Below are 13,420 nucleotides of genomic sequence, written 5' to 3'. Positions count from 1 at the left end.
CCGTCAAGCCCTACCCCGGGCCCCTCGGCGAACGCGCCGACTGGTGGTGGTACACACCCTTCCAACCCCAACCCCCACCAAACACCAACAACTAGGCGCGGGAAACCGGTTGCGGCACAAAGAATGCCGGGTGCCATGCACTACCGACTTCGCGAGTCGCCTATCCCCAGACTCACTCGGCGCCCGGCGCCGGCCTGATCTCCACGCCCGGCGGTTCACGCAGCCAGGCCGTGGAGACGGTGGACCAATCCGCGACGCTGGCGTACGGCCCCGCTTCGCTGTGCGCGTAGCCCGACCCGTCGGTCGTGGTGAACGGGATGGCCGAGATCTTGGGATGGGCCAGCGGCAATCCCAGGGGCGACAGGTGCACGGCGTCCCAACACTCCGGGATCGCCGGCCAGTCCGGGTACCTGCAACCGCCGGCCGTGATCGAATGCGATTCGATCAGGTCGGCCCACTCGGCGGCCGAGTCGATCCGCGCCACGCGAACCCGCGCGGCGTCGAAATGCACTTCCCAGCGCGGGCTTTCGCGCTTCAGGTTCTCGCCGCACAGGGTCCAGGTGTCGTCGACGTCGGTGATCGGGGTGGAGGTCCAGAACGCGCCATCGGGCAACGCGCTCAGGCGCTTTCGATTCCTGACGCGCGGCGCCCGCAATTCGCCGATGGTGCCCTGATGGATCTGCGGCGACCCGAACGAGGGCAGCGCCGAGAGGGCGGCGAGGCCCGCGGCGTCGTACGCGCGAAGCTCCGCGTCGTTCACGTCGAGGTGCGCGACGTCACGACAGCGATCCGAGTAGAGGTAGCTGCCGACGGCCGAGGCCGCGGCCCGGACGAGCCGCTCGGGGATAGCGAGGCCGCCGAGTGACCGCATGTCCTCGATGAACAGGCGCCCGGGAAAGGTGTCCAGCAGCGATTCGTGAGCGCTCACCAGGCTATTGGGGCGCGATGAGCGCGAACACCTGCTTGGCGACCTGCAGCATCCAGCCGGTCACCCTGGGCCCGTGATCGCGCGGCCAGTTCAGCTGGAAGCTGACCACCCAGGGCTGCCGGTTCTTGTCCACGGCGTACCAGCTGAACGTCAGATCGCCCGGCAGCCCACCGGCTTTCGCGCCGATATAGGGCCACACGTTGCGGTCCAACTGGATGCCGGAGACGGCGGACAGGATCTGCCTGACGGGCGCGGCCGGGCCGACAGCGTCGGCCTGCAGCGCCGCGTGCACCCGGCAGATGTCTTCGGCGCTGCCGTACCACTCGGCGCCGTAGGCCGAGGCCGGGGTGTGGGCATGGGTCGGATCCGGTTGGTAGGGAGTCGAATCCGCCTGCTGCAGCAACCGGGCGCGGACCTGCTTGGAGCCGTGTTTCCATTCCTCGCGCAGATCCGGTTTGCCCCAGCCGACGGAGAACAACTCGTACATCGTGGGGAACGGCGTCATGCTGGCCGGGTCATGATGGCCGGCCGTCACGAGCGCTTCCTCGATGGCGTGCGTGCCCATCCGCCCGATCAGCAGGTCGGTGGCCATGTTGTCACTCGTGGCGATCATCTTCTCGGCGGCCGTCCGCACCGAAACATGGTCCCCGGGAAGCAGTTCCAGGCCCGACGAGCCCACCGCGCGGCTCTTGTCGGTGACGGTGAGCTGATCGTCCCACGACACCGTCCCGGTCCGGACGGCGCCGGCCAGCGCGTGCAGCACGTACAGCTTGAAAATCGATGCCAGCGGCAGCGATTCGCGGGTGTTGGTGCCCGCCACCGGGTCGCAGTGGCCGTCGTCGACCTTGGCGACCTGGTAGGAGTAGCGGGCGCCGGTCTTACTCAACACCGCGTCGACGTCGTGCCAGGAGTTGACCTTCGGGGCCTGCGTGTCGACCTCGAACCGGTCCACCCGACCCTCGTCGTCGGTGTGTATCCGGATGTCCTGGCGTGCGCCGTACGAGGCAACCAGGTGCAGGGTGGCCACGCTGGCGCTGATGTCGACGCTGGCGAGGGTGAACGGGCGATCCCACCACAGCCCCTCCATGGTGGTCTCGACCGACTCGACCTGGTCGGGCGCGGCGAGGGTGCCGACGCCGACCGGGCCGATGGGCCAGTCGGAGTTCAGCATGTCCAGGGTCTGCTGGGCCCGGATCCCCGGGGGCGTCCGGGTGTCGATCTGGTGCCCCGGGTTGGCGGCATTCGCGTGCGGGGCGGGCGAGGGAGCGCAACCCGGCGCCAGCGTCACGACCAGAGCCGCGGCGGCGCCCAACGCCGCCACCCGGCGCCGCGTCGACCGCCCGCTAGCCACCCTGCTTGGTGCCGGCAACGTCCATCACGACCTCGAACTCCAGCAGCGACGCCCCGGTCGCCACGGGGTTGGCCCGCTCGCCGGCATGGGCCTCGATGGCGGGTCCCTTCGCCCACGCTTGGAAGGCGTCTTCGGACTCCCAGTGCGTCACCACGAAGTAGCGGTCTTCACCCTTGATGGGGCGCAGCAGCTGGAACCCGAGGAAGCCGGGTTGCCGATCGACCGCGTGCGCGCGGTGGGCGAACCGCTTCTCCAGTTCGGGGCCGGCGTCCGCGGGCACCTCGATTGCGTTGATCTTCACCACATGCGGCATTCCGCTAGGCTACCGCGCCGCTCCCGCTGTCCAACCCCCGGGCGGGCCACGCAAGATGGTGCTATGCCCGGCGATCTGTTGACCTGCCACGGCGGCCGTGGCGAGCCGTTGGTGCTGGTGCACGGCCTGATGGGCCGCGGCACCACGTGGCCGCGGCAGCTGGGATGGCTGGCCCGGCTGGGCACCGTCTACACCTATGACGCCCCGTGGCACCGGGGCCGCGACGTCGACGATCCGCACCCGATCAGCACCGAACGCTTCGTGGCGGATCTGGCCGACGCGGTCGGCGCCCTCGGGGCGCCGGCCAGGCTGGTGGGGCATTCGATGGGCGCCCTGCACTCGTGGTGCCTGGCCGCCGAGCGCCCGGACCTGGTCAGGGCCCTGGTGGTCGAGGACATGGCGCCCGACTTCCGCGGCCGAACCACCGGGCCTTGGGAGCCGTGGCTGCACGCCCTTCCGGTTGAATTCGATTCCGCCGAGCAGGTTTTCGCCGAATTCGGGCCGGTCGCCGGCCGGTATTTCCTGGACGCGTTCGACCGCACGGAGAGCGGGTGGCGGTTGCACGGGCACACCTCGCGATGGATCGAGATCGCCGCCGAATGGGGCACCCGGGACTACTGGGCGCAGTGGCAGGCCGTGCGGGTGCCGGCGCTGCTGCTGGAGGCCGGCAACTCCGTCACCCCGCCGGGCCAGATGCGCGCGATGGCCGAAACGGACTCTCCGACAACGTATTTGCATGTCCCGCAGGCCGGTCACCTGGTCCACGACGAAGCCCCCGGGGACTACCGGGGCGCGGTGGAGTCCTTCCTGGCGGCTACCGCCGTCCGGTGAGCCCGAACGCGGTGCGCAGCGCCACCGCCATGAGCGTGTTGGTCGGGTTCTGGCAGCCCGAGGTGACGAACACGCTGCCGTCGGCGACGTAGACGTTGTCCATCTGGTGCATCCGCCCGTTCGGGTCGACGACGCTCGTCGCCGGGGACACACCCATCTGCATGCCGCCCATCACGTGCTTGGTGTTGGGCGGCGTGCCGCCGCTCAGTTTCCGCTCCAGGCCGTCCGGGATGGCGGCGAACAGCTGCGCGCCGGCGGCCGCCATCATCGCGGTGATGGGCACCAGGAAAAACGTCTGCGCGATGGCCTCGTGCCGGCCGGGTGCCCAGGTCACGCGCGCCACCGGCTGGCCGTTGAGGTCGGTCACCGTCGGGTCGAGGGTGACGTTGTTGGTCAGGTAGGGCAGGTCGGTGCCGATGAAGTTGACGCCGGCGAGCCGGTCGCGCAGCAGCGAGGCGCGCATCAGGTCCTTGAACGGGCTGCCGAACAGCTGCACCCCCGGCAGGAACCCCAGGATCTCCTGGTAGAACTTGCCCTCGGTGATCGGGTCCTGGCTGCCGCCCAGCTCGCACAGCCCGCCCCGGATGTAGGGCAGCCCGGCCAGTTTCGCCGCGAGGCGGGCGCCGGGGAAGTTGGGGTCGCAGAAATCCTCCATGCACTGCGTGATCGAGCGGCCGCGGTAGGCGTGCACGCGCTGGTCGAGGTAGATGCCGAACCCGTCGACGAAGTTGTGGAACATCAGCCGGGCGCCGATCCGTCCGCTGGCGTCGGGCAGGCCGGACAGCAGCGCCAGCCGGGACGTCTCGATCGCCGAGGCGGCCAGCACCACCAGGTCGGCGCTCTCCCCGCCGGGATTGCCCTGCGGGTCGAGATACGAGACGCCGGTGGCGCGCCGGCCGGTGAAGTTGACCTTGGTGACGGTGGTTTCGGGGTGCAGCTGCGCCCGCCCGGTCCGCAGCGCCAGGCGCAGCGGCGCCAGCGCGCCCACCCGGGCCGAGGTCGGGCAGCCGTAATTGCTGCAGAACCCGCAGTTGTTGCACGCCGGGCGGCCGTCGTACTCGACCGAATTGATGGCGGTCGGAAACGGATACGGGTGCAGCCCAATGCGCTTGGCGCCCTTGGCGATCAGCGTGGAGGAGCGCTGCTGCGGGCCCGGCGGCATCGGGAAATTCTGCGTGCGCGGCGCGTGCTTGAAGGACAGCGCCGGTATCGCCCGGACGTCGCCCTGCGTCCCGAGCAGCGTCTCGATCGCGTCGTAGTAGGGGGCGATCTCGCTGTACTCGAACGGCCAGTCCTGCACGTCCGCGCCGGGCTGCGGGCCCAGCATCGACAGCCCCTTGAAGTCGATGTCCCAGAACCGCGGGACCTTCGCGTCCCAGTGCGTGGTTCCGCCGCCGACCGTCACCGGGAGTTCGTTGACGGGGCCGACGTAGCTCGCGGCCTGGCCGGCGTTGGCGCGAAACGTGCGCGGGTAGGCCAGCGGGTCCGGCTGCTCGAAATAGCGGTACAGCGACTTGAGTTCGTCGTTGGAGAACGTCGTCCCGAGGGGGCCCGTGCCATCCAGGTTGGTGTAGTAGTTCGACCCCTTTTCGAATATCACGACGTCCCAACCGCTTTGGGCGAGCTCCATCGCCACCGTCGACCCGCCGGCGCCGGAGCCAACGATGATCGCCTTAGGCACTCACGCCGCCCCTTCCGCCCAATTTGGAGATCACCTGTTCCCAGCCGTGGCGCAGCCGGTTGATGATGTCGGTGATGACCACCACGTCCCACTGGATCGCTTCGACCTGGGCGGGGGTGTATCCGCGCGGCTGGGAGTCCCCGGGGTACTTGATGTCCTTCCAGCCGACCAGGTTCGCGTTGCCGCCGTATTCGGGGACGCTGTACATCGCCTCGATGGCGTGGCCGAACAGGACGTTGGCGAACGCCGCCGCCGGCCCGTGGGCCAGGATGAGGTCCTGTCGGACCGCCTGCACCGCCGTGAAGTCACCGCCGGCCTGCTCGTCGAGCAGCGCGATGCCGCTGGCGTACTGGTTGCGCAGCTGTGTCAGCCGCTGCTGCCACCCGTAGGCCTGGGCGCGGTTGAGCGGGACGAAGGCGGCCATGTAGTCCTGGGAGCCGCCGGCGCGGTTGCTCCACGGGCCGCCGGCGTGCACGTCCGCGGGCGCGACGTCGAACACCGACAGCATGCGGTCCAGGTAGTTCACCACGTTCGCCTCGTGGGCCCCGGGGCTGCCGAGCTCGGTCGGGCAGTCCGCCGGCCCGGGGATCAGCCGGCGGGTGGCGGCGTCGAGCACCGCGGCCTGGTGCGACGACAGGAACCGATAGCCCGCGTCGGCCGACGCGGGCGGCAGGCGCACGGCGGCGGCCAACGGCAGCAGGCTCAGGCCGCCGAGCACCGCGCGCCGGGACACCGGCGGCAAGCGGGATCCGTCGGCGGCCTCCTCGCTGGGCACATCGGCAGGGTAAGACGCAGATTTGAGTCTCCGGTGTAACGCTCGCCCGGCGGCGTGTCGGGTTGCGTCGAGGCCAGACTCTGCGATACCACGCGGGACCTCGCCGCGCGGGCCGCGGGAACATTTGATAAATTCTTCAACTGTTCATAACGAGAATCCAACGAATCCTCAGGAGCGCCGGCGTGTCGGAGCCGCTGTACAAGGTCAAGGCCGAGTTCTTCAAGACGTTGGGTCACCCGGCGCGGATCAGGGTCCTCGAGCTGCTCGTCGCGGGGGACAAGTCGGTCGCCGAGCTGTTGCCCGAGGTGGGGCTCGAATCGTCCAACCTTTCCCAGCAGTTGGGTGTGTTGCGCCGGGCGGGTGTGGTCGACGCGCACCGGGACGGCAACACGATGATCTACTCGATCGCCTCACCCGATATCGCCGAACTGCTGTTGGTGGCGCGCAAGGTCCTCACCGGGGTGCTCAGCGACCGGGTGGCGCTGCTGGAGGACCTGCGTGCGGGGAGCCCGCAGTAACGCTCATGGGTTGGATTCGTAAGGCCTTCGGCGTTGGCCGGATAGCCGAACCCGCGGGACCACCACCGCCGCAGGCGATGAAACCTGTTGCGGGTGTGCGCGGTTCGCTGCAGATCCGGCACGTCGACGCGGGCTCCTGCAATGGATGCGAGGTGGAGATCGCGGGCGCATTCGGGCCGGTGTACGACGCCGAGCGGTTCGGCGCGCGACTGGTGGCGTCCCCCCGCCACGCCGACGCGCTGCTGGTCACCGGGGTCGTGACGCACAACATGGCCGGCCCGCTGCGCGCCACGCTCGATGCCACACCCGCACCGCGGCGGGTGATCGCCTGCGGCGACTGCGCCGTCAACCGCGGCGTCTTCGCCGAAGCCTATGGCGTCCTCGGCGCCGTCGCCGAGGTGGTGCCGGTCGATCTGGAAATCCCCGGCTGCCCGCCGACGCCGGGCCAGATCATCGAGGCGCTGCGATCGGTGACCGGCAGGTGACCACCACGGAATTGATGGCTCGCCCCGTCCCCGCGCCGAACCTGTTGACCCACAAGGATTTCGGACCCGCTTCGGCCGGGGCGCTGACGTCGCTGCTGGGCGCGGGCGGGGTATGGGCCGGCATGATCGGGATGTTCGGCGCGGTGCGGGAAGTCCGCATCGGGTGGTTGCTTCCCTTGTCGGGGGTGCAGCTGACCCTCGACCCGCTCGGCGGGTTCTTCATGGCGCTCACCGGCGCGGTGGCGCTCGTCGTCGGGCTCTACACGATCGGGTATGCCCGGCGCGGCCACCTGGGCGCGGCGACGCTCGCGGTGTTGCCACTGTTCGTCGCGGCGATGCTCGTCGTCCCCGCGGCCGGTTCGGTGACCACCTTTGCGTTGGCGTGGGAGTTGATGGCGGTCGCGTCGCTGGTATTGGTGCTGGCCGAACACACCCGCCCGCGGGTTCGCTCCGCCGCCCTGGTCTACGCGGTGATGACCCAACTGGGGTTCGCCGCGATTCTGGCCGGGCTGGTGGTGCTGTCGGCGGCCGGCGGCGCGAACCGGTTCGCCGACCTGCACCGGATATCGCCGGGCGCCTGCAACGCCGTGTTCCTGCTGACGGTCGCGGGATTCGGGTCCAAGGCCGGGCTGGTGCCCCTGCACGCCTGGCTGCCGCGGGCCCACCCGGAGGCGCCCAGCCCGGTGTCGGCGCTGATGAGCGCGGCCATGGTGAACCTCGGCGTCTATGGCATCTGCCGTTTCGATCTGCAGCTGCTGGGCCCGGGCCCCCGCTGGTGGGGCCTGGTCTTGATGGTCGTCGGCGGGGTGTCGGCGCTGTATGGCGTGGTGCAGGCCTCCGTGGCCACGGACCTCAAACGGCTCCTTGCCTACTCGACAACCGAGAACCTCGGGCTGATCACACTGGCCCTCGGGGCCGCCACCCTGTTCGCCGCCACCGGCGCACACCGGCCGGCGACGATCGCCACCGCCGCGGCCATGCTGCACCTGATCGCGCACGCGGCGTTCAAGAGCCTCGGCTTCCTGTCCGCCGGGTCGGTGCTGCGCGCTACCGGGCTGCGTGACCTCGACCGGCTGGGCGGCCTGGCCCGCCGGATGCCCGCGACCACCACCCTGTTCGGGGTGGCCGCGCTCGGCGCGTGCGGGCTACCGCTGGGCGCCGGGTTCGTCAGCGAGTGGCTGCTGGTGCAGTCGCTGATCCACACCGCGCCACAACACGTCGCGGTGTTGGCGTTGACAACGCCGCTGGCGGTGGGGGCGGTCGCGCTCACCACCGGCCTGGGCGTGGCGGCGATGGTGAAGGCGTTCGGCATCGGTTTTCTGGCGCGGCCGCGCTCCGAGCAGGCCGCCCGGGCCGTCGAGGCGCCGCGCAGCATGCTGGCCGGCATGGCGCTCGCGGCGGCCGCCTGCGCGACCCTGGCCGTGGCGCCCTCGACGGTCGGGCCCGCGCTGCGCCGGGCCGTCGCCGCGCTACCCGCCGCCAGGGCAGTGGAATTCACCGACCTCGGCGCGTTCGTCCGATTGCCGGGACTGCAGGGCTCGATCGCGCCCGGCGTGATCGCCGCCGGCTGCTGCGGGGCCGCGCTGGCCGCGGCGGCGCTCGCCCAATGGCGCCGCCGGCGGCGACCCGAGACCGTGACGGCCCCGCTGTGGGCCTGCGGTGCGGACGACCTCACCGCACGCATGCAGTACACGGCGACATCCTTCGCCGAGCCGCTGCAGCGGGTGTTCGACGACGTCCTGCGTCCCGACACCGACATCGAAGTCACGCACAGCGCCGAGTCGCGCTATCTGGCCGACAAGATCACCTACCGCAGCACCATCGGCGATGCGATCGAGGAACGCTGTTATCCGCCGGTGGTCCAGGCGATCATCGCCGCGGCGCGGTTGGTCCGGCGCGCCCACACCGGCAGCGTGCACCTGTATCTGGCCTACGGCGCGCTCGGTGTGCTGACGGTGCTGGTGGTCGCCCGATGAACGTCCTGTCCTACGTCGCGGGCGCGGTGCAAATCGGCGCCGTGCTGGCCGGCGCGCCGCTGGTGATCGGCCTGACCCGGCAGGTGCGCGCGCGCTGGGAAGGCCGCGTCGGCGGCGGCATCCTGCAGCCGTGGCGCGACATCGTCAAACAGCTTGGCAAGCAACAGATCACGCCGCGCGGAACGACGGTGGTGTTCGCCGCCGCCCCCGCCGTCGTCGCCGGCTCGACGTTGCTGATCGCCGCGATCGCGCCGCTGGTCGCGACCGGGTCGCCGTTGGATGCCAGCGCCGACCTGTTCGCCGTCGTCGGACTGCTGTTCGTGGGCACGGTCGCGCTGACCCTGGCAGGCATCGACACCGGCACCTCATTCGGCGGCATGGGTGCCAGCCGCGAGATCACCATCGCGGCGCTGGTCGAACCCACGATCCTGCTGGCGGTCTTCGCGGTGTCGATGCCGGCGGGGTCCGCCAATCTCGGTGCCCTGGTGGCGCACACGGTCGCGCACCCCGGGCAGGTGGTTTCGCTCGCCGCGGTGCTGGCGTTCACCGCGCTGGTGATCGTGATCGTGGCGGAGACCGGGCGCCTGCCGGTGGATAACCCGGCGACCCATCTCGAGTTGACGATGGTCCACGAGGCGATGGTCCTCGAATATGCCGGCCCCCGACTGGCACTGGTCGAATGGGCGACCGGCATGCGGCTCACCGTGCTGCTGGCGCTGTTGGCAAACCTGTTCGCGCCCTGGGGCATCGCGAGCGACCGGCCCGGAACGGTGGACGTCGTCGTCGGCCTCGCGGCGGTGGCCGCCAAGGTGGCGGTGCTGGCGGGGCTGTTGGCGACCGTCGAGGTGTTCGTCGCCAAGCTGCGGCTGTTCCGGGTCCCCGAGTTGCTGGCCGGGTCGTTTCTGCTGGCGCTGCTCGCGGTCGTCGCGGCCAACTTCTTCGGGGTGCCGGCATGACGTACAACAATTTCGCGGTGCTCGTCGACCTCGCCGCCGGCGGGCTGCTGCTGGCCGCGGTGCTGATCGTGTGGCGCCGCGACCTGACCGCCATCGTCCGCCTGCTGGCCTGGCAGGGCGTGGCCCTGGCCGCCATCCCCGTGCTGCGCGGCGTGTACGACGGCGACGGCGCGCTGATCGGCGTCGGCGCCGCCGTGCTGGTGTTGCGGGCGGCGGTATTGCCGCGGCTGCTGGCGCGCGCGAGGAGCGCCGAGCCGCAGTGTCACCGCGAAGCCACCCCGCTGATCAACACCGCGACCTCGCTGCTCATCACCGCCGGGCTGACGCTGGCCGCCTTCGCCGCCACCCGCCCCCTGGTGAATCTGCAGCCCGCCGCCACCACGACCGCGGTGCCGGCCGCCACTGCGGTGGTGCTCATCGCGCTGCTCGTGATGGTCACGCGCCGTCATGCGGTCTCGCAGGCCGCGGGATTCCTCATGCTGGACAACGGAATTGCCGCCACGGCGTTCCTGCTCACCGCCGGGGTGCCGCTGATCGTCGAGCTCGGCGCCTCGCTGGACGTGCTGTTCGCGGTCATCGTCATCGGCGTGCTGACCGGCCGGCTGTCCCGCGCGTTCGGGGGCGCGGACCTGGACGCGCTGCAGGAGTTGCACGACTGATGATGGGCCTACTGCTCGCCGCGATCCTCGCGCCCGTCGGTGCGTCCATGGCCACCCTGTTCGCCGGGTGGCGCAGGGCCTCCGCGGCATTGATCGTCGTCGCGGCGGTGTGCGTGCTCGGGTGCGGCGCGGCCCTCGGGTTGCTCACCGGACCGGGCACGCAATTCGCGCTGGGTGGGCTGCTGCGGGTCGACGCCCTCACCGTCACGATGCTGATCGTCATCGGAAGCGTTGCGACGCTGGCGACCTGGGCCAGCGTCGGCTACGTCAACGCCGAACTCGCGCATGGGCACACCGATGAACGGGGCGCCCGCGAATACGGGGCGCTGACCGCGGCTTTCGTGGCGGCGATGGTTGTCGCGGTGTGCGCCAACAACATCGGCGTCGTCTGGATCGCCATCGAGGCCACCACGGTGATCACCGCGTTTCTGGTGGGGCACCGCCGCACCCGCGGCGCGCTCGAGGCGACATGGAAGTACGTGGTGATCTGCTCGGTCGGCATCGCGATCGCGTTCCTGGGCACGGTGCTGCTCTACTACGCCGCCGAGCACGCGGGGGCGCCGGCCGCGGCCGCCCTCAACCTCGACGTGCTCGTGGCCCATGCGGGTGGGCTCAATCCCGACATCGCCCGGCTCGCGGGCGGACTGCTGCTGATCGGCTACGGCGCGAAGGTGGGTTTGTTTCCGTTCCACACCTGGCTGGCCGATGCCCACAGCCAGGCCCCGGCACCGGTTTCGGCGCTGATGAGCGGGGTGCTGCTGTCGGTGGCGTTTTCGGTGCTGCTGCGCATCAAGCCGATCGTCGCCGCGGCGGCCGGGCCGGAGTTCATGCGGTCGGGGCTGCTGGTGATCGGGTTGGCGACGCTGGTGGTCGCCGCCCTGATGCTGACGGTGACGCCCGACATCAAACGGATGCTCGCCTACTCCTCGATGGAGAACATGGGCCTGATCGCGATCGCCGCGGCCGCCGGAACCACCCTGGCCATCGCCGCGCTGCTGCTGCATGTCCTGGCCCACGGCTTGGGCAAGACCGTCCTGTTCCTGGCGACCGGACAACTGCAGGCCGCGCACGGCTCCACGGCGATCGCCGACATCGGCGCCGTGCTGCGGCGCTCCCGCCTGATCGGCGTGTCACTGGCCGCCGGCGTGGTCGTGCTGCTCGGGCTGCCCCCGTTCGCGATGTTCGCCAGCGAGCTGGCCATCGCCCGTTCGCTGGCCGATGCCCGGCTGGCCTGGGCGCTGGGGCCGGCGCTGCTGCTGATCGTGGTCGCCTTCGCCGCGCTGACGCGCAATTGCGGGCGCATCCTGCTGGGCGACGGCCGGCCGGGCACGCCGGAGATCGCCGTGCCGCGCACGGTGGCGGCGGCCCTGGTCGTCGGCGTCGCCGCATCGCTGTTCCTCGGTATCACGGCCGGCCCACTGACCGGCCTGTTCACCACCGCGGCAACCGAGGCCGGGGCTCCGCGGTGAGCCGTAACTGGTTGCGGCACAGGCTTTCCCAGGACGACGTCGCCGAGCTGGCGGAAGAGCTGCTGGGCAAGGGTTTTCGGCTGGCCCTGGTGGCCGCCCACGACGACGACGACGCCTTCCGCGTCGTCTACCTGTTCCTGGCCGGCCGGCCCGATCGCCGCGTCGAGCTCGAATGCCTGGTGAACAAGGGCGATCCGGCGCTGCACTCGCTGGCTTACCTGTCGTTCGCGGCCGGCCGCTTCGAGCGCGAGATGGCCGACCTGTACGGAATCCGGCCCCTCGGGCATCCCAAAGCGCGCCGCCTGGTCCGGCACGCCCATTGGCCCGAGGAGTGGTATCCCATGCGGGGCGACGCCGGGGCCGCGCCGCGCTTCGACCGCGTCGGTGCTTTCCCGTTCGTCACCGTCGAGGGGCCCGGGGTGTACGAGATCCCGGTGGGCCCGGTGCACGCCGGGCTGATCGAGCCCGGCCATTTCCGCTTCTCGGTCGCCGGCGAAAGCGTGCTGAGGCTCAAGGCCCGGCTGTGGTTCGTACACCGCGGCCTGGAAAGGCTTTTCCAAGGCCGGCCGGCCGGGGGCGCCGTCGAGCTGGCCGAGCGCGTCAGCGGCGACACCTCCGTCGCGCACGCGCTCGCGCACAGCCTGGCGGTCGAGGACGGGCTGGGCATCGAGCTGCCCGACGCGGCGCACCGCCTGCGGGCGCTGCTCGTCGAACTCGAACGGCTCTACAACCACGTCGCCGACCTGGGAGCGCTGGCCAATGACGTCGGGTTCTCCCTCGCCAACGCCCACGCCCAACGCGTTCGGGAAAAGCTGTTGCGGCTCAACGCGACTGTCACCGGACACCGGCTGCTGCGCGGCGCCATCCGCCCCGGCGCGGTCGCGCTGCGGGCGCTGCCCGACGCCGACGAGCTGCGGTCCATCGCGGCCGACGTCGCCGAGATCGCCGAACTGACCCTGCGCAACTCCGGTGTGTACGACAGGTTCGCCGGCACCGCCGTGCTGCACGACGAGGACGCGCAGGCCCTCGGCTGCCTGGGCTATGTCGCGCGGGCCAGCGGCATTCGCACCGACGCGCGGCTCGAACACCCGACCACCACCCTTCCCGTCACCGAGATCGGTGCCGCCGCGGGCGATGTGCTGGCCCGCTACACGGTGCGGCGCGACGAATTCGCCGCGTCCACCGAGCTGTGCCGCCACCTAATCGAATCACACACCGGCGCAATCGAATACACCGAGGATCTGCCACCGCTACACGCGCCCCGTAGCGGGATCGGCATCGTCGAGGGATGGCGCGGCACCATCGTTCACCGCGTCGAGATCGACGCCGCCAACCGCATCGCGCGCGCGAAGGTCGTCGACCCGTCGTGGTTCAACTGGCCCGCGTTGCCCGTCGCGATGGCCGACACCATCGTCCCCGACTTCCCGCTGGCCAACAAAAGCTTCAACCAGTCCTACGCCGGCAACGATCTCTGATCG

The 13,420-nt window shown here is 70.8% G+C and carries 14 protein-coding genes; 9 read left to right on the top strand and 5 right to left on the bottom strand.

The features are described 5' to 3' along the window. Window positions 1–95 (top strand): hypothetical protein (locus tag A5673_RS29995; protein ID WP_231971031.1); only part of this gene is annotated, 95 nt, incomplete at its 5' end. A 77-nt stretch (window positions 96–172) separates the two neighbouring features. On the opposite strand, the gene A5673_RS12120 is transcribed toward A5673_RS29995, so the two are convergent. From A5673_RS12120 to mhuD, 3 genes are read right to left on the bottom strand one after another with little or no spacing between them, the layout of a single operon-like run. Beyond that, entirely contained in the window at window positions 173–928 is a 756-nt protein-coding gene (locus tag A5673_RS12120; RefSeq protein ID WP_082958691.1) for a hypothetical protein, read from the bottom strand. Between the two features lie 4 nt (window positions 929–932). Then, a complete protein-coding gene (locus tag A5673_RS12115; RefSeq protein ID WP_231971025.1) occupies window positions 933–2,279 on the bottom strand; it encodes a serine hydrolase in 1,347 nt (448 codons plus the stop codon). Then, window positions 2,272–2,592 (bottom strand): mycobilin-forming heme oxygenase MhuD, encoded by a 321-nt coding sequence (mhuD, locus tag A5673_RS12110; protein WP_068231916.1) that lies wholly within the window; start codon window positions 2,590–2,592, stop codon window positions 2,272–2,274. The genes A5673_RS12115 and mhuD overlap by 8 nt, the downstream gene beginning before the upstream one ends. A gap of 63 nt (window positions 2,593–2,655) precedes the next feature. Here mhuD and A5673_RS12105 point away from each other — a divergent pair, with 63 nt between their 5' ends. Next, window positions 2,656–3,423 carry an alpha/beta fold hydrolase gene (locus A5673_RS12105; RefSeq protein WP_068231909.1) on the top strand — a complete coding sequence of 256 codons (768 nt, stop codon included), beginning with the start codon at window positions 2,656–2,658 and terminating at the stop codon, window positions 3,421–3,423. On the opposite strand, the gene A5673_RS12100 is transcribed toward A5673_RS12105, so the two are convergent. Both A5673_RS12100 and A5673_RS12095 read right to left on the bottom strand, forming a co-directional pair. Further along, a complete protein-coding gene (locus A5673_RS12100; protein WP_156748127.1) occupies window positions 3,407–5,104 on the bottom strand; it encodes a GMC oxidoreductase in 1,698 nt (565 codons plus the stop codon). The two genes, A5673_RS12105 and A5673_RS12100, sit on opposite strands and share 17 nt — an antisense overlap. Beyond that, window positions 5,097–5,879: a gluconate 2-dehydrogenase subunit 3 family protein gene (locus A5673_RS12095; RefSeq protein WP_068231903.1), complete on the bottom strand. Its 783-nt coding sequence runs from the start codon at window positions 5,877–5,879 to the stop codon at window positions 5,097–5,099. The genes A5673_RS12100 and A5673_RS12095 overlap by 8 nt, the downstream gene beginning before the upstream one ends. A 182-nt stretch (window positions 5,880–6,061) precedes the next feature. Between A5673_RS12095 and A5673_RS12090 the strand changes: the two genes are divergently transcribed. The 7 genes from A5673_RS12090 to A5673_RS12060 are packed head-to-tail and all read left to right on the top strand — an operon-like array spanning window position 6,062 to window position 13,417. Beyond that, window positions 6,062–6,397: a lsr2/espR transcriptional regulator gene (locus A5673_RS12090; RefSeq protein WP_068231900.1), complete on the top strand. Its 336-nt coding sequence runs from the start codon at window positions 6,062–6,064 to the stop codon at window positions 6,395–6,397. A 5-nt stretch (window positions 6,398–6,402) separates the two neighbouring features. Further along, the gene (locus A5673_RS12085) at window positions 6,403–6,882 is read left to right on the top strand and encodes an NADH-quinone oxidoreductase subunit B family protein (protein WP_068231897.1); all 480 of its coding nucleotides are present in this window, start codon (window positions 6,403–6,405) and stop codon (window positions 6,880–6,882) included. A 14-nt stretch (window positions 6,883–6,896) separates the two neighbouring features. Further along, window positions 6,897–8,858: a proton-conducting transporter membrane subunit gene (locus A5673_RS12080; RefSeq protein WP_068231930.1), complete on the top strand. Its 1,962-nt coding sequence runs from the start codon at window positions 6,897–6,899 to the stop codon at window positions 8,856–8,858. Between the two features lie 5 nt (window positions 8,859–8,863). After that, window positions 8,864–9,814, top strand: a complete 951-nt coding sequence (locus A5673_RS12075) for a respiratory chain complex I subunit 1 family protein (protein WP_068231927.1) — start codon at window positions 8,864–8,866, stop codon at window positions 9,812–9,814. After that, entirely contained in the window at window positions 9,811–10,473 is a 663-nt protein-coding gene (locus A5673_RS12070; protein ID WP_068231894.1) for a hypothetical protein, read from the top strand. Before A5673_RS12075 ends, A5673_RS12070 begins: the two co-directional genes overlap by 4 nt. Next, window positions 10,473–11,942 carry a proton-conducting transporter membrane subunit gene (locus A5673_RS12065; RefSeq protein WP_068231891.1) on the top strand — a complete coding sequence of 490 codons (1,470 nt, stop codon included), beginning with the start codon at window positions 10,473–10,475 and terminating at the stop codon, window positions 11,940–11,942. Before A5673_RS12070 ends, A5673_RS12065 begins: the two co-directional genes overlap by 1 nt. Continuing rightward, complete coding sequence (locus A5673_RS12060) at window positions 11,939–13,417, top strand: NADH-quinone oxidoreductase subunit C (RefSeq protein WP_068231888.1); 1,479 nt, start codon at window positions 11,939–11,941, stop codon at window positions 13,415–13,417. Before A5673_RS12065 ends, A5673_RS12060 begins: the two co-directional genes overlap by 4 nt. Window positions 13,418–13,420 lie beyond the last annotated feature (3 nt).

It is taken from the genome of Mycobacterium sp. E3198 (genome assembly GCF_001667015.1).
Taxonomy (GTDB): Bacteria; Actinomycetota; Actinomycetes; order Mycobacteriales; family Mycobacteriaceae; genus Mycobacterium.
Note: the sequence above shows the minus strand (reverse complement) of the source record. Positions and strands in the feature narration are given on the sequence as shown.

Bases quoted from the DNA above. Each gene is read 5' to 3' on its own strand.
- A5673_RS12080 (WP_068231930.1), top strand. From the start codon at position 6,897: ATGGCTCGCCCCGTCCCCGCGCCGAACCTGTTGACCCACAAGGATTTC.
- mhuD (WP_068231916.1), bottom strand. From the start codon at position 2,592: ATGCCGCATGTGGTGAAGATCAACGCAATCGAGGTGCCCGCGGACGCC.
- A5673_RS12105 (WP_068231909.1), top strand. From the start codon at position 2,656: ATGCCCGGCGATCTGTTGACCTGCCACGGCGGCCGTGGCGAGCCGTTG.
- A5673_RS12070 (WP_068231894.1), top strand. From the start codon at position 9,811: ATGACGTACAACAATTTCGCGGTGCTCGTCGACCTCGCCGCCGGCGGG.
- A5673_RS12065 (WP_068231891.1), top strand. From the start codon at position 10,473: ATGATGGGCCTACTGCTCGCCGCGATCCTCGCGCCCGTCGGTGCGTCC.
- A5673_RS12085 (WP_068231897.1), top strand. From the start codon at position 6,403: ATGGGTTGGATTCGTAAGGCCTTCGGCGTTGGCCGGATAGCCGAACCC.